The following is a 19,027-nucleotide window of genomic DNA, read 5'->3' on the forward strand; positions in this document are numbered from 1 at the left end:
GCCGGCCGCCCGATGCCTTCGCGCGTCGTCGTCACGGGGCTCGGCATCGTGTCGTGCCTCGGCAATTCGCTCGACGGCGTGTCGGCGGCGCTGCGCACGGGCCGCTCGGCGCTCGCGCGCGTCGATGCGTGGCGCGCGCGCGGTTTCCGCAGCCAGGTCGCGGGCGTCGCCAGTGTCGCGGCGCAGCCGCCGTTCGCGCGCAAGCACGAGCGCTTCATGGGCGACACCGCGCGCTTCGCCGCGCATGCGGCGGCGAAGGCGATCGACGACGCGGCGCTCGATCCCGCGCGATTGCGTTCGCCGCGCGCGGGCGCGATCGTCGGCTCCGGCATCGGCTCGATGGCCGCCTATGACGACGCGATGGCGATTGCCGCGCAGCGCGGCATCGACAAGACGCCGCCTTACGTCGTGCCCAAGGCGATGAGCAGCACCGCGTCGGCCTGCGTCGCCCAGCTGTTCGGCATCGAAGGTGTCGCGTATTCGCCGTCGTCCGCGTGCACGAGCTCGGCGCTGGCGATCGGGCAGGCGATGCAGTTGATCCGGTCCGGCTGCCAGGACGTCGTGCTGGCGGGCGGCAGCGATGCGCTGCACGACAACATGACGCTGATGTTCGATGCGATGGGCGCGTTGTCCGGTCGATTCAACGATACGCCGGACCAGGCGTCGAGACCCTATGGCATCGGCCGCGACGGCTTCGTGATCGCGTCGGGCGCGGGCATCCTCGTGCTCGAATCGCTCGAGCACGCACGGGCGCGCGGCGCGCGGATCCATGCGGAGCTGGTCGGCTTCGGCCAGTGCACCGACAGCGCGGGCATGGCGACGCCGCACGCGCCGGGGATCGCGCGGGCGATACGGATGGCGCTGGATGGCGACGCGCGGCGTCCCGACTATGTGAACACGCACGCGCCGTCGACGCCGCTCGGCGATGTCGAGGAACTGAAGGCGCTCGCGGACGTGTTCGGCGACGACGTGCCCGCGTTCTCGTCGACGAAGGGGATGACCGGCCATCCGCTCGGCGCGAGCGGCGCGCACGAGGCGATCTACACGATCCTGATGATGCGCGACGGCTTTATCGCGGGCACGGCCGTCGACGGGACGCCCGATCCCGCGGTCGGGCGCATGCCGCTCGTGCGCACCGCGCGCGACGCGCGGATCGAGCGGGCGCTGTCGGTCTCGTTCGGATTCGGCGGCAGTTGCGCGAGCCTGTTGTTGGACGCCTGGAAAGGCGATTGAAGTTGAACGTCACTGAGCGATAAGGACAAGCACGATGAAGCATACGAGACATCTGGCCGGCATGTTGATCGCGGCGGCCCTGCTGGCGGGCTGCGGCGGCACGGTCGTCCGCACGCTGCCGCTGCCGGCGGAAGCAACCGGGCACGATGCGACCGGCGTGAAGCTGTATTTCGGCGCGCAGGCGCATCCGGCGGTGAAGACGACCATCGGATCGCGCTCGGAATCGGTGCGCGTGAAGCGCGCGATCGAAGCGGAGCAGCCGACGTGCGATCAGGCGCTCGCCGAGGCGCTCAGCCGTCTGCGCGATTATGCGAAGCGCCATGGCGGGAATGCGGTCGTCAACGTGACGACGCGCTTTCACGAGCAGCGTTCCGATTCGGCGGCCCGGTATACGTGCGGCGTGAGCCCCAGCGCCGGGGCGCTCGCGGTGTCGGGCGACGTCGTGGTGCTCGACGCGCAGTAATGCGCGCGGAGCGGGGCGATGCTGGAGACGCCTTGCGGTGCATGCGCCCGCCCCGAGGCGGGCGCCTGTCACGCGGGCTTGCGCGCGGCCACGTTGACGAGCGTTTCGCGGCGCTTGCCGGGCTTGGGGGTATAGAGGCCGACGCGCTCGAGCAGGCCGAAGTCCTTCGCGCGGCTCCACCACAGGTACGGCAGCGATACGTTCCGCTCGTCGAACGAGAAGCCGGCGTCGCGCAGCATCGCGAGATAGCCGTCCGCGCTCTTCTGCACGTGCATCGGGTGCCGGAACAACAGCCGGATGACCCACGACTTGATGTAGGCGTCGGTCGATTCGGCGAACAGCAACAGGCCGTTCGGCTTCAGCACGCGGCGAAACTCGGCCAGCGCGCGCTCCTGCTCGACGAGGTGGTGGAAGGTCTGGTGACAGAACACGATGTCGACGCTCGCGTCGGCCAGCGGCAGCTGCGCGCAGTCGGCGCGGCGCAGTTCGACGGTGGCGCCGCAGTGCCGGGCCGCTTCCGTCGCATGGGCGAGCGATTCGTCGTGGCATTCGATGCCGACGATCTTGTGCGGCGAGAACGCGTCGTTCAGGAGCCTGAACGACTTGCCCTGGCCGCAGCCCGCGTCGAGGATGACCGGGGCGGCCGGCAGCGGCGTCGTAACGAGCCGCTTCAGGTCGTTGATGGCCACCCGCAGCACGTGATGTTCCCAGGTGTGCGTGCGCAGGAACCAGACGCCGAAGGCCGTTTCGGGAACGTAAGTTGCAGCGTGCGTGCGGGATGACGACATGAACCCCTCGTTCGTATACATTTTTTCGGGCGATCATTGTAAATGGCATTACGGAAGTGCGGCGCGGAAAGCCGTCACGTCCCATCGATTCAAACGGGCAGGCAACACATGAATGAGATGAAATCGGAGCAATTGAACGTCGACGTCGCGATCATCGGCGCCGGGCCTTCCGGCGCGGTGGCCGCGGGACTGTTGCGCAAGGCGGGACGGTCGGTGCTCGTGCTGGAGCGCCAGCATTTTCCGCGCTTTTCGATCGGCGAGAGCCTGTTGCCGCAGAGCATGCATTACCTCGAAGAGGCGGGCATGCTGCAGGCCGTCGTGGAGGCGGGCTTCCAGTTCAAGAACGGCGCGTATTTCGTGCACCGCGATCGCATGTCGTCGTTCGATTTCCGGGAGAAGACGACGCCGGGCTGGGGCACCGCGTACCAGGTTGAGCGCGCGGCATTCGACGACCTGCTGATCCGCTGCGCGGCGCAGCAGGGCGCCGACGTGCGGTTCGGCCATACGGTGCGCGCGTTCATGCCGGGCGACCGGCCGCAGCTCGACGTCGTCGACGAAGCGGGGCACGACTATCGCGTGCACGCGTCATTCGTGCTGGACGCGAGCGGCTTCGGCCGCGTGCTGCCGCGGCTGCTCGATCTCGAGGCGCCCACACGCATGCCGACGCGCGCGGCGCTGTTCTCGCACGTCGAGGATCGCCTGCCGGCGGGGTCGACCGATCGCGACAAGATCTGCATCGCGGTGCATCCGGAACGGCGCGACGTGTGGTTCTGGATGATTCCACTGACGAACGGCCGCTCGTCGGTGGGCTGTGTCGCCGAAGCGGCGTTCCTCGACGTGCCGGAAGCGCGGCGCGAAGCGCTGTTGCGTGAGCTGTTGCAGACGGAACCGACGCTCGCCCGTCTCGTCGGCGAGAAGCCGTTCGTGATGCCGGTGCGCCATATCGGCGGCTATGCGGCCAACGTCGAGCGGCTGCACGGCCCCGGCTATGCGCTGCTCGGCAATGCCGGCGAGTTTCTCGATCCGATCTTCTCGTCGGGCGTCACGATTGCCATGCGCTCGTCGCATCTGGCGGTGCAGGCGCTCGAACGGCAGTGGCGGGGCGAGGCGGTGGACTGGCAGCGGGATTACGACGTCGCGCTGCGCAAGGGCATCGATACGTTCCGCGCGTTCGTCGAGAAATGGTATTCGGGCGACCTGCAGGACATCGTCTTCCACGACGACAAGGCGCCGGAAGTGAAGCGCATGGTCTGCGCGATCCTCGCCGGCTACGCATGGGACGAATCGAATCCGTTCGTGCGCGATCCGGTTCGGCGTCTCGAGGTGCTGGCCGAAATCTGCCGTCCGGCCCGGCATGGCGACGCGACGCCCTGAACAATGCGTGAGCCGGGTGTCGTGATCCCGGTTCATTCGACAAACGCAAATTTCATCAAGCAATGAAGCGCTTATTTCTCATCGGCCTGTATCTCACAACCAGCTCCGCTTTCGCGGCAAGCCAGATCCTGCTCGAAACCCCGGTGACCTACGCGCCGGATGCCGGCGTCGTCCAGCGGGTCAAGGACGAATGCCACATCGAAGACATGCTGACGCGCCACGTCGGCCGCGTACTTGGCAAGATCAACAGAGGGGGCGACGGCACCGTGGCGTCGCAAGCCGACGCAGGGGATGCCAAGGTTCTCAAGCTGCAGATCACTCACGTACTGGGCGTCGGCGGTGGCGTATGGAGCGGACCCAAGGCCACGACCGTCACCGCGGATCTGATCGAGAACGGCAAGGTCATCCGTCATACCAAAATCAACCGCTGGTCGGTGGGTGGCGTGTGGGGCGCGTTCAAGGGAACGTGCTCGATTCTCGAACGGACGACCATCGCGATCGGCAGGGACCTCGGCCGCTGGGCGCGTGACCCGTCCTATGAGATCAAGGAAGAGGCGCCGCCCAAAGTCGCTGATGAGCCGGGTGCAGGCAAGGATTTCTGCACGCCGGGCGAAAGCATGCCGAATGCGCCGGGCAGTTCGGTCACGCTATGCGTCAAGAAAAGGCTTTTTGCTCACGACCAGTATGAAGTGAAGGTCGATGGGGCGGTTGTCGTGAAGGGCATCGACGACGAGACGACCGGCGGGGTCAATGGCGCCTATGACGGGAAACCGATCAACCTGACGTGCACGCCCGTTCTGTCAGCGCCGGAGGAGGTCACCGAATCCCGGATCGAGTCGATGCGAAGCATGGACCCGCAAGCGACGCGTGAGCAATTGAAGCAGCGCTATGTGAGTCTCTATACGGTGGAGACCGCACGCCACTGCGTCGTTCGTGTTGATTCAAAGAATGTGCTGTCGACCGACATTCACTTCGATTGATTTCGTTGGAACGGGGCGGTGGAGGGGGCTCCACCGTCTTCGATTCGTGAAGCAAGGATTTCGATGGGGCGGGATATTGGGGGGCTTGCGACGACGGCTTGAGCACCGCCACGATTGGCTCCATCGAAAACCGTTTGCGTTTCGTCGTCAACCTCCTTCCAAGGCGTCACGCGTCGAAACACCAATATCAATTTCGGTCCGGATTTCCCAAAGCGGATCAACTTTCACGCATTTCTTTCGCGAATATCGTTGATGATGAAATTATCCAGGCTCGCTGCATGCGCACTGATCTTCACCGCGACCCTCACCAACGTGGCGCATGCCCGCGATTTGGACAAGAGCGACCGTGACCGCGCCCATATACTGGCAGCTGTTCACCGGCTGAACGACCGCGAGCCTGACCTGAGGGACTATCACTATTTTGTGGTCGATCTGGTCAAAGATCACGATGCCGCATTCTTATGCGTTGCATTGGCGGATAAGGACGGCGACTTGGTGTTGACGGACGACCAGGCCGGGATCATGACGTTCGCGCTGGAGAAGCGTAACCCGCAATGGGTAGCGACCAAACTGAGCGGTGTGGGATTTGCTGTTGGCGCAAAGCCGGTGCAGTCGGATTGCAAGGTAGACGGTCGTATCGTCAGCACACGCGACGATATCAATGCCGCGTTGAAGGTGACGGGGCATAAGCCATTGGCTTCCCGCTGACCATAATAGAGATTGCTGTCGGGAGCGCGGCTGGACGGTCAGTAGAGAATCGCGCGCAGCGCCTGGTCTAGCGGGTCGATCAGGAAAGTCTGGTGCAACTCCAGTTGCTTATCGTAAGCTCGCGGCCGCGAGAAGTAGCGATCCTTGCAATTGATCGCAACCGGCCAAGATTCTGGTCCGTTGGGGTCAAGAATCCAGAAATGGAAAAGGGGTTACGGCGTTTAACCGTAACCCCTTGATTTCCTTGGTCGGAGCGATAGGATTCGAACCTACGACCCTCTGATCCCAAATCAGATGCGCTACCAGGCTGCGCTACGCTCCGACGAGCCAAAGATTGTATCGTTGAATAGCGTGCCGGGTCAATCGCACAATGCATGTTCGAGTGCCGTGGTGGTGCAAACCCGTCACGCACCACGGAGACCAACCATGATGAATCTGATCCTGTGGCGCCACGCCGAGGCCGAAGACTACGCGACGAGCGACCTCGCGCGCCAGCTGACCGTGCGCGGGCGCAAGGAGGCGCAGGCGATGGCGAAGTGGCTGCGCGGCCGGCTGGAAGCCAGCAGCGTGATCCTCGCGAGCCCGGCGGCGCGCACCGTGCAGACGGTCGAGGCGCTGACCGACCAGTACCGGACCGTCGACGCGCTCGCGCCCGGCGCGGACGTCGACGACGTGCTCGCGGCAGCCGGCTGGCCGGACGGCATCGCGCCGACGGTGGTGATCGTCGGCCACCAGCCGACGCTCGGCAGTGTCGCCGCGCGGCTGGTGGCCGGCAGCGACGATAGCTGGAGCGTCAAGAAGGGCGGTATCGTCTGGCTCGCGAGCCGCACGCGGAACGGCAGCCGGCAGGCGGTGCTGCGCGCCGTCTTGACGCCCGATCTGATTTGAAGGGTTTGATCATACGTTTCGGTAGGCTTTCTGCTAAAGTCAGTTCGGCGACACGTCACTGAATGGACACGGACTTGCCACGTAACGGTCACAGCCGGTTACTAAATTGGCGGGCATGTCGCCATATTCCTTACGACCAGGAAAGCCTAATGCGAGAACTGCCGACGCCTACGCTCCCCTTTGCCTCGCTGCCCCTCGACTCGGCGCGGCGCCACCTGCCGCGCGCCGCTGAAACCGTCACGGCGGAGTTCCGCCTGCGCGCCGCGTGGGCGCGCACGGAAGACGAGCTGCGCGAGGCCCAGCGCCTGCGCTACAGCGTGTTCGCCGAAGAGATGGGCGCGCAGGTCAGCGGTCCCGCCGGTCTCGACGTGGATCCTTTCGACGCCTATTGCGACCACCTGCTGGTTCGCGATCTCGATACCCTGAAGGTCGTCGGCACGTATCGCGTGCTGCCGCCGCACGAGGCCGCCCGTGTCGGCCGCCTGTACGCGGAAGGAGAATTCGACCTGTCGCGCCTGACGCACCTGCGCGGCAAGATGGTCGAGGTCGGCCGCTCGTGCGTGCATAGCGACTACCGCAGCGGCGCAGTCATCATGGCGCTCTGGGGCGGCCTCGGCGCGTACATGATGCAGAACGGCTACGAGACGATGCTCGGCTGCGCGAGCGTGTCGATGGCCGACGGCGGCCACTATGCGGCGAACCTGTACCAGTCGCTGCCGGCCAGCGCACTGACCGATCCCGAATATCGCGCGTTCCCGCACACGGCGCTGCCGGTCGACGAGCTGCAGACCGGCGTCGCCGTTGCGCCGCCGCCGCTGATCAAGGGCTACCTGCGGCTCGGTGCGAAGATCTGCGGCGCGCCCGCCTGGGATCCGGACTTCAACTGCGCGGATTTCCTGACGCTGTTCCGCTTGTCCGACATCAACGCGCGCTACGCCCGCCACTTCCTGGGCTGAGCATCGATCGGACGTGCGTCCGCGTGGCGGGCGCACGCATGAACGCCGCCGGCGGCAGACCGCACGGCGGCGTTCGTTTGTCCGCTTGTCCTGGCAGCGCCGGTGACGGCGAATCCGGCCCCCCATTGTTTTGCGCGACGCAGTGCAACCTCCGTGTCCAAGCGCACGGCGCAGGACGACCTCGCTTTCGCGCAGGTCGAGACGGGAAGGGCGGCGGGACGGCTTAGTGCTTGCGCCGCCAGTCGAGCAGGTGGTGCTCCGCCATCCAGTGGTGGATCATGCCCTCGCCACCGTGAGTACGCTTGTATTCGCGCGCCTCGAAGTACGACAGGGCGACCAGCACCATCAGGCCGATGAACAGGCCAATCAGGCCGGCGATTTCCTCAGACGACATGGCAGCCTCCTTTCAACGGCACAGCGCCATCAGTACATAGTAGGACATGCGCGTCGCCACTTCGAAGGCGGAAATCCGTTAGACTCGGCCCGACCCGAGCGCGCCGCAGGCGCGCGTTCCTTTCCGGAGCAAGACCTGATGACCCGTTTCGTGCTGGCCGTGATGGCCGCAGCGATCCTCGCCGGCTGCGCGAGCGACCCCCGCCAGGCCCGCCGCGGCCACCCGCCGCAGGACCCGGCCGATTATCACGGCGTGCCGACCGACATGACGCCGCCGTCGATGCTGGCCGAGCCGCCGTCCGCGACGCAGTAGCGCCTACGCGGCGGATGTCGGTGTCGCTCGCGCGTTGCCGCCGATCCGCGCCGACAAGCCAGGCAGGTAGCGCGCGAGCGTCGCGCCGCGCGCGGTCATGAACAGCAGCAGCGCGAGCCAGAGGCCGTGGTTGCCGAACGGGCCGACGAGGGTGAGCGCGGCGGCGGCGAACACCGCGAACGACACGACCATCGCGCGCAGCAGCGCGCGGGTCTGCGTCGCGCCGATGAACACGCCGTCGAGCAGGAACCCCCACACGGACACGACGGGCGAGAGCGCGGCCCACGGCAGATAGCGATCCGCGACCGCGCGGATCGCCGCCTGGTCGGTCAGGCGCGCGACGATCCAGCCGCCCGCCGTCCAGTAGACGAGCGTGAACGCCAGCGCGCCGAGCGCGGACCAGAACAGCGTGACGCGCACCGCCTGCCTGAACGCCGCGCGATCGCGCGCGCCGGCCGCCGCGCCGACGAGCGCTTCGGCCGCATGCGCGAAGCCGTCGAGGCCATACGCCATGAAGGTCTGGAAGTTGAGCAGCAGCGCGTTCGCCGCCAGCGTCGCGTCGCCCTGCTGCGCACCGAGGTGCGCGAACCAGCCGAACGCAGTCAGCAGGCACAGCGTGCGGATGAAGATGTCGCGATTCAATGCGACGAGGCGCATGAGCGCGGCGCGGTCGACGAGCGCGCGCGCCGCGAGCGGCGGCAGGCCGCGCGGCCGCAGCCGCCACAGCATCCACGCGCCGAGCGCAAAGCCGCACGCGTCCGCGGTGGCGGTCGCAGCACCAATGCCGGCGATGCCCCAGCCGAAGCCGTACACAAACAGCAACACCGCGCCGATGTTTACCGCGTTGATGAACACCTGCGCGACGAGCGCGAGCCGGACCCGCTGCACCCCGAGCAGGTAGCCGAGCACGACGTAGTTCGCGAGCGCGAACGGGGCGCTCCAGATCCGCGCGTGGCCGTACGTCAGCGCCGTGGCGCGCACCGCATCGCTGCCGCCCAGCGCGGCGAGCGCGATCGACAGCAGCGGCGCCTGCAGCGCCAGCACTACGGCGCCTAGCGCGAACGCGGCGATCAGCGCGCGCAGCACGTTCAGCCGGATGCCGTTGTCGTCGCGCGCGCCGTGCGCCTGCGCGACGAGGCCCGTCGTGCCCATCCGCAGGAAGCCGAAGCCCCAGAACACGAAATTGAAGACCAACCCGCCGAGCGCGACGCCGCCGAGATACTGCGCGCCGTCGAGGTGGCCGGCGACGGCCGTGTCGACCGCGCCGAGAATCGGCTGGGTCAGGTTCGCGAGGACGATCGGGAAGGCAAGCGCGAGCACGCGCCGATGCGATACATCGGTCGCGCGCGCGCCGGCCGCGGGCGATAAGGCGGAGTTGGGCATCGCGAACGCGTCAGGCGCGTTCCTGCACGCAGATCCAAGGCGAGACGACGACCGCCCACAGTTCCGGATTGCGCGTCGCGTAGTCCTGTGCGGTGTCCGCCTCCATGCGGGCGACGTGGCCGGCGGAGAGCCAGCGGGTGACCTGTTCCTTGTCGTCGCTGGCGATTGCCTCGGCGACGCTCACGAGATCGAGATCGCGTGCGACGGCAAGCAGCTTGCCCTGCGCGAAGAAACGCTCCAGATCGCACCAGTCGATCTTCGCGGTTTCGCCGAGGAGTTTGACGTAGAGCGGGCTATGCGACGCGCCCGCAGCGGATTCGTGTTCGGAGGACATGGATTTCTGGAAAAACTGCGTGTGCGCCACTATAAACCATCCGGTCGCGGGCTCAGGCGTCGCGCAGCGCGCGCCGCACGATCTTGCCGGTCGCCGTCATCGGCAGGCCGTCGACGAACGCGATTGCACGCGGATACTCGTGCGCCGCGAGGCGCGTCTTCACGTGCGCCTGCAGCGCCTGCACGAGCGCGTCATCGCCGGCGTAGCCCGGGTTCAGCACGACGAACGCCTTGACGATCTCGGTGCGCGTCGCGTCGGGCACGCCGACGACGGCCGCCATCCGCACCGCGGGATGCGTGAGCAGGCAGTCCTCGATCGGGCCGGGGCCGATCCGGTAGCCCGCGCTCGTGATCACGTCGTCGTCGCGGCCGACGAAGCGCACGAAGCCGCCGGCATCGAGCACGCCCGTGTCGCCCGTCAGCAGGTAGTCGCCGGCGAACTTGTCGCGCGTCGCGTCGGGGTTGCGCCAGTATTCGAGAAACATCACCGGATCCGGGCCGCGCACCGCGATGCGGCCTTCGACACCGGGCGGCAGCGGCGCGCCGTGCGCGTCGACGATCGCGACCCGGTGGCCGGGCACGGCCTTGCCGATCGCGCCCGGCCGAGGCGCGAACAGCGCCGCGCACGACGACAGCACCATGTTGCATTCGGTCTGCCCGTAAAACTCGTTGATCGTGACGCCGAGCGCGTCGCGCCCCCAGGCCGTCAGCTCGCTGCCGAGCGATTCGCCGCCGCTCGCGACCGATTTCAGCGACAGCGCGTAGCGCTCGCGCGGCTGCGGCACGGCGCGCATCAGCTTCAGCGCGGTCGGCGGCAGGAATGCGTGGGTCACGCCGTGACGGGCCATCAGGTCGAATGCCGCTGCGCCGTCGAATTTCTCGAACCGGCGCGCGAGCACCGGCACGCCGTGGTGCCATGACGGCAGCAGCACGTCGAGCAGGCCGCCGATCCACGCCCAGTCGGCGGGCGTCCAGAACAGGCGTGCGTCGCGCGGAAAGCACTGCTGCGACATCTCGACGCCGGGCAGATGGCCGAGCAGCACGCGGTGCGCATGCAGCGCGCCCTTCGGCTTGCCGGTCGTGCCGGACGTGTAGATGATCAGCGCCGGATCGTCGGCTGCCGTGTCGGCCGGTGTGAAATCGGCGGATTCGGCGGCCAGCGCCGCGTCGTAGCGCAGCACGCCGGCAGCGTCGGGCGCATCGTCGCCGATGCAGTAGAGCGTCCGCAGCGCCGGCAGCCGCGCGCGCAGCGGCGCGATCTTCGCGTAGCCGGCTGTGTCGGTGACGAGCGCCGCCGTGTCGCTGTTCGCAAGCCGGTATTCGAGCGCGTCGGCGCCGAACAGCGTGAACAGCGGCACCGCGATCGCGCCGAGCTTGTACGCGGCGAGATGCGCGACGGCCGTTTCCGGGCCCTGGGCGAGGAAGATGCCGATCCGGTCGCCGCGGCGCAGGCCGGCGCGCACGAGGCTGTTCGCGAGCCGATTAGAGGCGTTCTTCAGATCGTCGAACGTCAGCCGCGAGACGTCGCCTTGCGCGGTTTCGTGGATCAGCGCGAGCCGGCCGCTGCCGTCCGCCCATTTGTCGCAGGCGTCGACGGCGATGTTGTAGCGGGCCGGAACGGCCCACGCGAAGCGGGAGAGCAGCGTGTCGTAGCAGTCGGCGGCGGGCAGCATCGGGTGTCTCCGTGGCGCGGATCGTGACGGCCGGGGTGCGGACATGCACCGGCTTTCATGCGTCCGGAATCACACTGTAAGCGATCTTCGGGACGATGCCGACTCGCCCGGCATGGGCAGTTCGATGCACGATTCCGAAATGACGCATAAGATCACTGCTGATACTTGTAATGACCACGGATATGCTTCTGATAGCTGCGGGGTTCAGCCTGATCGGAATCGGGGCGCTGGTGGCGTTCGCACGCCACGTCGACCCGTTGTCCGGCCACTTGTCCGGTCGCGTGTTCGACCGGCTGCGCAAGCGCTGATTCGCCCCTCCCAAACACGTCCGCGCCCGACCGCACCTGATGCGCGCCGGCGCTGCCGGTCGCGCCGTCAGCGGGCCGGCAGGTAGCGCGACGGATCGATCGAACGGCCGCCGTAGCGCAGTTCGAAATGCAGCGCGACGCGATCGCTGTCGGTGTTGCCCATCTCGGCGATCGTCTGCCCTTGCGTCACCGACTGGCCTTCCTTCACGAGCAGCGCGCGATTGTGCGCGTACGCGGTCAGGTAGTCCGCGTTGTGCTTGAGGATGATCAGGTTGCCGTAGCCGCGCAGCCCGTTCCCCGCGTAGACGACGACACCCGGCGCCGCTGCGTTCACCGCCGTGCCCGCCGAGTTGGCGATGTCGATTCCCTTGGACTTCGCGCCGTCGAAGGTGCGCACCACGTTGCCGGCGGCCGGCCAGATCAGCGCGATGCTGGTGGCCGGCTTCACGGGCGATTGGGCCGGCGCGGCCGGCGCGGTCGGCGCCGGGCGGCTGCGTCCCGCGCTGCCGGTGCCGACGCTCGCCGCCGCCGACGTCGTCGTGCCGGGCGGCGGCGCGACGCGCAGCACCTGGCCGACTTCGATCGCATCCGGGTTCGAGATCTGGTTCCAGCGCACGATGTTCTGCATTGACTGGCGGTTGTCGCGCGCGATCTTGTAGAGCGTGTCGCCGCGCTCGACGCGGTAGAACCCGGGGCCGACCGGCGCGGAGCCGCAGGCGGCGAGCAGGGCGGCGAACGACGCCGCGATGAGTCGCTTCGTTGTTGTTCCGAACATTGAACCTCGCAAAACCCCGCCGCGCGTGGGCGCGACAGGTGACACAAAACATCAGATTTTAACGGGTTCGACCTGCCGCTCGCAGTTTGTCGCCGCCGGGCATCCGTTCGGGGCGCGAAACGTCAGGCCGCATGCGGGCTGACGCGAATCCGCAGCGCCGCGGTTTCGGTCGCGCCGGGTGCGAGCATGCGCAGCCCGAGTCCGTTGTGGATTGCGTCGGGCAGGCCGAGCCACGGCTCGACACAGTAGAAGTCCGAGTCCGGCTTTTCCGTCCAGGTCGTGACCGCGTACCACGGGATCGAGCCCGGCACGTCGAGCGCGATCTCGATCGTGCGGCGGCGGCCCGGCATCACGATCCGCACGGGGGCGGACGGCGCGCCGTCGACGCAGTGGAAGCGGTCGTGAATGCGCGCGTCGTCGAGCGCGTAGCGCGCTTCGCCGGGCTCCGGCGCGCTGATGGCGCCGTCGGGGCGCTGTTCGCGCCGGTGCGTCGGCGGCAGTTCGAGCGCGGTCTGGGCGCGCTCCGCGTGCGGCAGCGCGAAGTAGAAGTGATGGCCCGCGTAGTACGGCAGCGGCGCGTCGCCGCGATTGGTCGTCGTCAGCGCGACGTCGAGCGTGTGCGAGTCGACGAGGCGGTAGGCCGCTTCGAAACGGAAGTCGAACGGGTAGCTCGCCTGGAGCGCCTCGTTCGCGTCGAGCGTCATCGCGAGCGCCGTGCCGTCGGCGGACGGCTGCGCCGCGAACGGCAGGTCGCGCGCGAAGCCGTGCATCGGCAGGTCGCGGACCACGCCCGACGCGTCGCGCCAGCGGCCGAGTTCGCCGTCGACGCGGTGCCGGCCGAGAAACGGGAACAGCAGTGGATTGCCGCCGCGCACGCGCGCGAGCTGGCTCCAGTCCGCGGTGTCCGGCCAGAAGATGACGGGTTCGCCGTCGACGTGCCACGACAGCAGTCGTCCGCCGAATTGCGGGGCGATCCGGACGAGAGACTCGCCGGCGTGGAGTTCGTGAATCTCGTGTTGCTGGAAGATCGGCATGGAGAATCGGGAGTGGTCGGGGTTGGAAGACGGGCTGCCGCAGGGTGGCGCGCTCCATTATCGGGCCGCGCGGGCGTCGGGGAAAACCCTTCTGGGGAAATTGCGAGCTTTGCAATTTGTAAAGCGTCCGGATAATGGCCTGAACCGGTCATGTTGCCGGGTCATGACACTTCGAGGAGGGGCCATGGATCTGGCAATGGCAATGGGTATCGCCCTGTTTGGGATGTTTACCGGCAGCACGGTGCTGTTTTTCTACCAGCTCGGCCGCTGACGGCAAAATCTGCCGAATTTCGAAAGCCCGCCATTCAGATGGCGGGCTTTTTGCTTTCCGATTGCTTACGAATTGCAAGCGTTTGTATGCATCGCAGCAATATCCTGCCAAATGCCTTGGCGCAGTAATGTGTGCTCGGCATAATCGGGGCCGCGCTTCCGGGCGGCTCACCGCGTCGTCCGGAATTCCTTTCCGCTTTTGATCTGTTTTTAGAGGACCGACGCGTGAGTCTCTCGTTTCTGGCATTCCTGAGCGTCCTGCAGGGCGTGACCGAACTCTTTCCCGTCAGCAGTCTCGGCCATACGTTGCTCGTGCCGGCGCTGTTCGGCATGCATATCGACAAGCACGCGCCGCAGCTGCTGCCGTTTCTCGTCGCGCTGCACCTCGGCACCGCGCTGGCGCTGCTGTGGTACTTCCGCGCGCGCTGGATCGAGCTGATCCGCGGTTTCTTCGCGTCGCTCGGCGGCCGCAAGAATGACGAGGGGCACCTGATGTGGGCGCTCATCATCGGCACGATTCCGACCGGGATTGTCGGCCTGCTGCTCGAGAAGCGCATCGAGCGCGTGTTTCACGATCTGCGAATCGTCGCGATCGCGCTGATCGTCAACGGCGCGCTGCTGTGGATCGGCGATCGCATCCAGCGCAGCCGCGCACATCAGCCGCCGGAGAAGCTGACGTTCAAGCAGGCGTTTTTCGTGGGGCTCGCGCAGGTGGGCGCGCTGATTCCGGGTTTTTCGCGCAGCGGCCTGACGATGATCGCAGGCAACGCGGCGGGGCTGACCGCGGAGAAGGCGGCGGAATTCTCGTTCCTGCTCGGCACGCCGATCATTTTCGCTGCGGGCGTGCTCGAGCTGCCGAAGCTGTTTCATGCGCGGGACCAGCTTGCCGACGCGCTGCTCGGCGGCGTGCTGACGGCGGTTGCGGCCTATCTGAGCGTGCGTTTCCTGATGCGCTATTTCGAAGGGCGCGGGCGGCTGGCGTCGTTCGGCATATATTGCGCGATCGCGGGTGTGTTCTGTCTCGGCTGGTTCATGTTCCATCCGCAGCCGGTGTGACGCGGTGCGCCGATCCTTCATGAGTGTCGTGGGGATCGGGTATAATTTCGGGCTCGGTTCTCGCCGGGCCCGTTTTGTTGTTGAGGGTGCTTTTTTCCTCTTTTGCGCGGGCGGCCGGCGTCGAGCCCGTGTCTTCTTCCCCAGACCGCCCTTAGCTCAGTTGGATAGAGCAACGGCCTTCTAAGCCGTAGGTCACACGTTCGAATCGTGTAGGGCGGGCCAGAATTCCATTGCAAAACAATCGCTTATCCACGCGAGCGACTGTGGTTAAGTCGTCCCCATTCGCCAGTCAGTGTGAACGGATTCTACCCGATGGCCGTCGGATACTTGGCCGGATGCCGCGTTATCGTTTGATGATCTCTTGGGTTAGCAGTGTTCCTCCAACACCCAGCGCCGCGCCTATGACAGCCGATATCAAGTTAGCGAGGATGTCGTCACGCTTTCGTTGCCAGAACGATTTTCGCGTATCGCGGCGTATGCCATAGAAGACGGTGTCTCTCCTTCGCCGCGGGCGGAACACATTCACAAACATTGCCAGACCGATAATGACAAGGCTGCCAAACGGCACCACAAGCCACGACCTGAAGTGGATTAGGGCCTCAGTGAATCCCAGCCAAAGAAGGATACCGGCGACAAAGCTAAACGACGCACGGGAACGTAACGGCTTCTGTTTTTCGCAATGGCTGAGCGTGTTAGCTACTCGGTGAAATAGTGCGACACTGGCGTCGCTCGGATCACTTGTGTACACCGTGGCGTACAAGAGTCCGTCACCTGAAAACCGGACTGACGGATTTCGACGGCTTATGCTGATCTCGCCTTTCCCATTTTCTCCAAGGAATGCGAAAAGCTCTTCAGCGTTGTCAAACTCATAGCTCCCACTGACTAGATTGGGAGGGTCGCCGTCAATGGTCATGAGATCGATTACGTCTTGTAATTCCTCTCTGAACACATGGCAGTAATACAACTTGCGCTGATGACCTTCTTCTATGCGCTTCATGTGATTTTGCCGGAGACGGGAACACTTAATGATAGCCGATGCAACCTTGATGCACACATCGACTGGTGGTAGTCGTGAGCTGTCGGGCAAGAGTCGGTAAAAACTCCAGTGCGGCGCAGAACCATCCGTCCATCCACGTGGTTCGCATACAGTCGTTACGTATTGCCGGAAGATGGTGGTGGTGCGAGAAAGCTGAGTTCGCGAAACGGTGCACGGCTGCCGCTCGGCTGAATGTCGTCCCGCATCGCCCGAATAGCAGTGTTCAGCAGGGTGTCGTGTCGCTCGTCGCTTGGGTTGTTGTTGCGGTAGGCTATCTCTGCCTGAAACGCGTGAACAGCATCAAGCACTGCTGGAGAGGCAACTAAGGCCAGCGCGTTCACTCGGCAATGACCACGAATCCAAAGACCATCCGTAAGCGCCGCTACTTGCCGACAAAGGCCTGATTGGGCAACCTGTAGACGATGGGGTGGTTGATCGAGGATGCTTTAAAATCTGGCAGGCTGATACGCTCAGCGCGATGAAGCACCCGAGAATTTGTCGGGAATGTAAACGAGGGCATCATGTTTAAGGGCATCAGTGCCATTGTGATTGGGGTGGGCCTTCTTATTGCTGCTGCGATCAGCGCGCAGTCGACCAGAGAGTTTCTTCGGACGTCGATTGTGGCGCCCGGCCTCGTCGTTAAGCTCAATGCAGGCGGATACCATCCGGAGATTCAATTTACCACCAAGACGGGGCAGCAGATTTCGTATCCGCAGGGCGGAATTGTCACGAAAGTTGAGCTTGGTCAGCGAGTCGAAGTGCGATACCAAGCCGATGACCCTGATGGCAGCGCAACGATGAACGTCTTTTCCGCGATCTGGGATTCGGCGATTGTTTTTGCCTTCATGGGGGCAGTCGCGATCGTGTGCGGGATCATGAATCTTCCGTCTCGGACATAACTAGAAGCAAAAGAGAGAGGGCGTATGTCGTATCTTCGGAAGAGCAAGTGGAAATATGACACCGGGGCTGGTGGCGGATTGAGCGTCGACATCGTGGTCGCGACGGGCGGAAATATTGTTCTCACCGATCCCGGGAAGCATTCACAAAGTTTCTACTATGGTGCTGTGGGAATTGGTTACGGATGGGGTGCAAGGATTCCGAAATAAGCTATCGAGATTCACAATTCCTGAATTGAAACTGCCGAACTTTGGTAGCCACGATGCAAGTGCTGCCGGATCGACGTATGACTTCCCGAGTCATGGAACTGTTTGCATGACGAGTGCATTCAAGGGTAGCGAGCTATCGCGGTCTGATTTGCAAGGTGGAACGGTTTATATTGATGGCTATGGCGGTGCGATCATTGCGCAGGGCGTGACCGTCATGTTATTGGGCATCAATCCCGCGATGCTCGCGCTGGGTCTTTCGAGCATAGCCTTGTCGATGGTTCTGCAAGAGGCAATTTGGAATGCCCCGGCATTGCTCTACATGCATGGTCGAACGGCCGGTTTTCAGGCCGGTATTGGTGGCGGTATCTTGGCCGGGTACCTCCACTGACCGATATCAGGGGCTGCGTCCCAGGGCGAGGATGGCATCGTAAGCGTTCCTTGCCCGTTTCAGCCGATAGAGCGACAAGTTGGGTGTAGCTGCTTGACTGAGCATAAGGGCTGAAAAACGGGACCACGACGCTGGCGAATCGATTCAGGCTTACATCTCTTGTTGTCGATTCAGTCAATGACAGCAGGATCTCAACGCCACGGACAAATGAGGGGAGCAGGTCAGCTGCTCCAATCTGAAAAACCACCGCTTTCGACGGCGATTTCGATGACATCACGTTCGAACCGGATCCCGGCATCAAGGACGACGGGTACAACCTCATGTGGATTCCGTTCACGCATGAGCGCAGCGGCAATCACTTGTGCGTCGATCTCGATCCTGCGAAAGGCGGCGTGGTGGGGCAGGTGATCCGCGTCTGGCATGACGACGCGCGGCGCTTTGCGGAATGGCTCCCTCGCGTCGCGGCCGGGCGTGTTGTGCGCTGACGCTGCGCATCCCGCAGCGAAAAGCATTCACTCACGCGTCACGCATCGCCCATCTCGAAGATCGACATCCGTCGTTCGATGTGCTGAAGAAGCACTTGCGCCGCATGGGGCAACGTTCGATCGGCTTTCACCAGCAGCTGGACACTCTGGCGCCCGAGGAGCGGGTGGTCGATGCGCTTGCCGACCAGTCGGCCTTCGGCCACTTCCGTCGCGATCGAATAATCCGTCAGGAATGCGACGCCCATCCCCGCGAGCGCGAACCGGCGCAGCACGTCGAGCGTGTTGCCGACCAGACGCGGTTGAAAGCGCATGGTTTCTCCGCGAGCCAGCACGTCGATCGTGCTGCCCAGGCCATACATCGGCGGCATGGTGGCGAACGGATAGGAGATCGCCCGTCCGAACGTGATCGGCCCGGGGTGCGAAGCCAATGGGTGATCCGGTCGCACCGCGGCAACGACATGATGGATGACGCTCCGATGCACCAGGATGCCCTCGGAAGTCGGCGGATTATAGGCGATGCCGATATGCGCAATGTCCTTGCGCACCTCGTCCACGATTTCCCCGGTCGCCCGAATATTCAATGAAAGGCGCACGGCCGGATATCGCCGCCCGAACTCCCACAGGATTTCATTCGTCAGCGCAGGTATCACGCCTTCGCTGGCGGAAATCGCGACGTATCCCGTCGTGAGCGAACGCAGCGCATCGAGTTCGCTTTGCAGCACTTCGTAAGTCGCTTCGCATCCGCGATGGTAGCGAAGCAGGCATTCCGCTTGTTCCGTCGCGACGACGCCCGAGATCTGGCGGTCGAAAAGGTGCAAGCCGGTTTCGCTTTCGAGACGCTGAATCTGACGGCTCACTTCGGACGGCGCGACCTGCAGTTTGTCCGCCGCCTTGCGAAAGGATCGTTCAGCCATTACCGCTTCGAAATACAGCAATTGGCGTTGGGTCGGGATTTCCATTCCGATGCTCAGAAAAACAACTGTCAATAACGACAGGTGTTGAGATAAAGCGCAACACCCCGGTACGCAGGATGATATCCAATCCAATATCATTTGCCGGTACAGTCTGAGCACAACCAGTTGGC

General features: G+C 64.8%; 24 protein-coding genes, 2 tRNA genes and 1 pseudogene. 14 read left to right on the forward strand and 13 right to left on the reverse strand.

What is annotated here, in order from left to right; all coding sequences use genetic code 11:
• Positions 1 to 12: 12 nt before the first annotated feature.
• Complete coding sequence (locus ACFIMZ_RS07075; RefSeq protein ID WP_431822001.1) at positions 13 to 1,233, forward strand: beta-ketoacyl synthase N-terminal-like domain-containing protein; 1,221 nt, start codon at positions 13 to 15, stop codon at positions 1,231 to 1,233.
• A gap of 34 nt (positions 1,234 to 1,267) precedes the next feature.
• Positions 1,268 to 1,696, forward strand: a complete 429-nt coding sequence (locus ACFIMZ_RS07080) for a signal peptidase (protein WP_431822002.1) — start codon at positions 1,268 to 1,270, stop codon at positions 1,694 to 1,696.
• Between the two features lie 68 nt (positions 1,697 to 1,764).
• Here the strand turns inward: ACFIMZ_RS07080 and ACFIMZ_RS07085 are convergent, their stop codons facing one another.
• Entirely contained in the window at positions 1,765 to 2,484 is a 720-nt protein-coding gene (locus ACFIMZ_RS07085) for a class I SAM-dependent methyltransferase (RefSeq protein WP_431822003.1), read from the reverse strand.
• Positions 2,485 to 2,592: 108 nt separating this feature from the next.
• On the opposite strand from ACFIMZ_RS07085, the gene ACFIMZ_RS07090 reads away from it, so the two are divergent.
• The 3 genes from ACFIMZ_RS07090 to ACFIMZ_RS07100 all read left to right on the forward strand — a co-directional run bounded on the left by ACFIMZ_RS07090 (position 2,593) and on the right by ACFIMZ_RS07100 (position 5,546).
• Positions 2,593 to 3,858: an NAD(P)/FAD-dependent oxidoreductase gene (locus ACFIMZ_RS07090; RefSeq protein ID WP_431822004.1), complete on the forward strand. Its 1,266-nt coding sequence runs from the start codon at positions 2,593 to 2,595 to the stop codon at positions 3,856 to 3,858.
• Positions 3,859 to 3,920: 62 nt separating this feature from the next.
• Entirely contained in the window at positions 3,921 to 4,838 is a 918-nt protein-coding gene (locus ACFIMZ_RS07095) for a hypothetical protein (RefSeq protein WP_431822005.1), read from the forward strand.
• 252 nt (positions 4,839 to 5,090) lie between these two features.
• The gene (locus tag ACFIMZ_RS07100) at positions 5,091 to 5,546 is read left to right on the forward strand and encodes a hypothetical protein (RefSeq protein WP_431822006.1); all 456 of its coding nucleotides are present in this window, start codon (positions 5,091 to 5,093) and stop codon (positions 5,544 to 5,546) included.
• 245 nt (positions 5,547 to 5,791) lie between these two features.
• Here the strand turns inward: ACFIMZ_RS07100 and ACFIMZ_RS07105 are convergent.
• Positions 5,792 to 5,868 (reverse strand) — tRNA-Pro (locus ACFIMZ_RS07105).
• A gap of 104 nt (positions 5,869 to 5,972) precedes the next feature.
• Between ACFIMZ_RS07105 and sixA the strand changes: the two genes are divergently transcribed.
• Both sixA and ACFIMZ_RS07115 read left to right on the forward strand, forming a co-directional pair.
• Positions 5,973 to 6,434 carry a phosphohistidine phosphatase SixA gene (gene sixA / locus ACFIMZ_RS07110; RefSeq protein ID WP_431822007.1) on the forward strand — a complete coding sequence of 154 codons (462 nt, stop codon included), beginning with the start codon at positions 5,973 to 5,975 and terminating at the stop codon, positions 6,432 to 6,434.
• A gap of 149 nt (positions 6,435 to 6,583) precedes the next feature.
• Entirely contained in the window at positions 6,584 to 7,390 is an 807-nt protein-coding gene (locus tag ACFIMZ_RS07115; protein ID WP_010092640.1) for a GNAT family N-acetyltransferase, read from the forward strand.
• A 223-nt stretch (positions 7,391 to 7,613) separates the two neighbouring features.
• On the opposite strand, the gene ACFIMZ_RS07120 is transcribed toward ACFIMZ_RS07115, so the two are convergent.
• Positions 7,614 to 7,784: a hypothetical protein gene (locus ACFIMZ_RS07120; RefSeq protein ID WP_174963998.1), complete on the reverse strand. Its 171-nt coding sequence runs from the start codon at positions 7,782 to 7,784 to the stop codon at positions 7,614 to 7,616.
• 138 nt (positions 7,785 to 7,922) lie between these two features.
• Between ACFIMZ_RS07120 and ACFIMZ_RS07125 the strand changes: the two genes are divergently transcribed.
• Positions 7,923 to 8,096 (forward strand): hypothetical protein, encoded by a 174-nt coding sequence (locus tag ACFIMZ_RS07125; protein ID WP_431822008.1) that lies wholly within the window; start codon positions 7,923 to 7,925, stop codon positions 8,094 to 8,096.
• A gap of 3 nt (positions 8,097 to 8,099) precedes the next feature.
• On the opposite strand, the gene ACFIMZ_RS07130 is transcribed toward ACFIMZ_RS07125, so the two are convergent.
• The 3 genes from ACFIMZ_RS07130 to ACFIMZ_RS07140 are packed head-to-tail and all read right to left on the reverse strand — an operon-like array spanning position 8,100 to position 11,485.
• A complete protein-coding gene (locus ACFIMZ_RS07130; protein WP_431822009.1) occupies positions 8,100 to 9,479 on the reverse strand; it encodes an MATE family efflux transporter in 1,380 nt (459 codons plus the stop codon).
• A 10-nt stretch (positions 9,480 to 9,489) separates the two neighbouring features.
• Positions 9,490 to 9,813, reverse strand: coding sequence for a DUF2288 domain-containing protein (locus ACFIMZ_RS07135; protein WP_431822441.1), 324 nt, complete (start codon positions 9,811 to 9,813; stop codon positions 9,490 to 9,492).
• Between the two features lie 52 nt (positions 9,814 to 9,865).
• Positions 9,866 to 11,485, reverse strand: a complete 1,620-nt coding sequence (locus ACFIMZ_RS07140; protein ID WP_431822010.1) for an acyl-CoA synthetase — start codon at positions 11,483 to 11,485, stop codon at positions 9,866 to 9,868.
• Between the two features lie 182 nt (positions 11,486 to 11,667).
• Between ACFIMZ_RS07140 and ACFIMZ_RS07145 the strand changes: the two genes are divergently transcribed.
• Positions 11,668 to 11,793 carry a hypothetical protein gene (locus ACFIMZ_RS07145; protein ID WP_256099587.1) on the forward strand — a complete coding sequence of 42 codons (126 nt, stop codon included), beginning with the start codon at positions 11,668 to 11,670 and terminating at the stop codon, positions 11,791 to 11,793.
• 67 nt (positions 11,794 to 11,860) lie between these two features.
• On the opposite strand, the gene ACFIMZ_RS07150 is transcribed toward ACFIMZ_RS07145, so the two are convergent.
• Both ACFIMZ_RS07150 and ACFIMZ_RS07155 read right to left on the reverse strand, forming a co-directional pair.
• The gene (locus tag ACFIMZ_RS07150) at positions 11,861 to 12,568 is read right to left on the reverse strand and encodes a peptidoglycan DD-metalloendopeptidase family protein (protein ID WP_431822011.1); all 708 of its coding nucleotides are present in this window, start codon (positions 12,566 to 12,568) and stop codon (positions 11,861 to 11,863) included.
• Between the two features lie 122 nt (positions 12,569 to 12,690).
• Complete coding sequence (locus ACFIMZ_RS07155) at positions 12,691 to 13,602, reverse strand: aldose epimerase (protein ID WP_431822012.1); 912 nt, start codon at positions 13,600 to 13,602, stop codon at positions 12,691 to 12,693.
• Between ACFIMZ_RS07155 and ACFIMZ_RS07160 the strand changes: the two genes are divergently transcribed.
• The 3 genes from ACFIMZ_RS07160 (at position 13,601) to ACFIMZ_RS07170 (ending at position 15,150) form a co-directional block, all read left to right on the forward strand.
• Positions 13,601 to 13,873: a hypothetical protein gene (locus ACFIMZ_RS07160; RefSeq protein WP_431822013.1), complete on the forward strand. Its 273-nt coding sequence runs from the start codon at positions 13,601 to 13,603 to the stop codon at positions 13,871 to 13,873. The genes ACFIMZ_RS07155 and ACFIMZ_RS07160 overlap by 2 nt on opposite strands.
• Before the next feature lie 224 nt (positions 13,874 to 14,097).
• Positions 14,098 to 14,928, forward strand: coding sequence for an undecaprenyl-diphosphate phosphatase (locus tag ACFIMZ_RS07165; RefSeq protein ID WP_431822014.1), 831 nt, complete (start codon positions 14,098 to 14,100; stop codon positions 14,926 to 14,928).
• Between the two features lie 145 nt (positions 14,929 to 15,073).
• Positions 15,074 to 15,150, forward strand: a tRNA-Arg gene (locus ACFIMZ_RS07170).
• Positions 15,151 to 15,271: 121 nt separating this feature from the next.
• Here ACFIMZ_RS07170 and ACFIMZ_RS07175 read toward each other — a convergent pair.
• Both ACFIMZ_RS07175 and ACFIMZ_RS07180 read right to left on the reverse strand, forming a co-directional pair.
• Positions 15,272 to 15,925: a hypothetical protein gene (locus ACFIMZ_RS07175; RefSeq protein WP_431822015.1), complete on the reverse strand. Its 654-nt coding sequence runs from the start codon at positions 15,923 to 15,925 to the stop codon at positions 15,272 to 15,274.
• Positions 15,926 to 16,080: 155 nt separating this feature from the next.
• Complete coding sequence (locus ACFIMZ_RS07180) at positions 16,081 to 16,305, reverse strand: hypothetical protein (protein ID WP_431822016.1); 225 nt, start codon at positions 16,303 to 16,305, stop codon at positions 16,081 to 16,083.
• Positions 16,306 to 16,485: 180 nt separating this feature from the next.
• Between ACFIMZ_RS07180 and ACFIMZ_RS07185 the strand changes: the two genes are divergently transcribed.
• Positions 16,486 to 16,863 (forward strand): DUF3592 domain-containing protein, encoded by a 378-nt coding sequence (locus ACFIMZ_RS07185; RefSeq protein ID WP_431822017.1) that lies wholly within the window; start codon positions 16,486 to 16,488, stop codon positions 16,861 to 16,863.
• Positions 16,864 to 17,176: 313 nt separating this feature from the next.
• Positions 17,177 to 17,458 carry a hypothetical protein gene (locus ACFIMZ_RS07190; RefSeq protein ID WP_431822535.1) on the forward strand — a complete coding sequence of 94 codons (282 nt, stop codon included), beginning with the start codon at positions 17,177 to 17,179 and terminating at the stop codon, positions 17,456 to 17,458.
• Between the two features lie 73 nt (positions 17,459 to 17,531).
• On the opposite strand, the pseudogene ACFIMZ_RS07195 reads toward ACFIMZ_RS07190, so the two are convergent.
• From ACFIMZ_RS07195 to ACFIMZ_RS07205, 3 genes and pseudogenes are all read right to left on the reverse strand, one after another.
• Positions 17,532 to 17,780: pseudogene (locus tag ACFIMZ_RS07195) on the reverse strand (hypothetical protein); the annotation flags it as partial.
• Positions 17,680 to 17,970 carry a hypothetical protein gene (locus ACFIMZ_RS07200; protein WP_431822536.1) on the reverse strand — a complete coding sequence of 97 codons (291 nt, stop codon included), beginning with the start codon at positions 17,968 to 17,970 and terminating at the stop codon, positions 17,680 to 17,682. The pseudogene ACFIMZ_RS07195 and the gene ACFIMZ_RS07200, both read right to left, overlap by 101 nt.
• 11 nt (positions 17,971 to 17,981) lie before the next feature.
• The gene (locus tag ACFIMZ_RS07205) at positions 17,982 to 18,902 is read right to left on the reverse strand and encodes a LysR family transcriptional regulator (RefSeq protein ID WP_431822018.1); all 921 of its coding nucleotides are present in this window, start codon (positions 18,900 to 18,902) and stop codon (positions 17,982 to 17,984) included.
• Between the last annotated feature and the right edge of the window lie 125 nt (positions 18,903 to 19,027).

Source organism: Burkholderia sp. F1 (assembly GCF_050813845.1).
GTDB lineage: Bacteria > Pseudomonadota > Gammaproteobacteria > Burkholderiales > Burkholderiaceae > Burkholderia > Burkholderia ubonensis.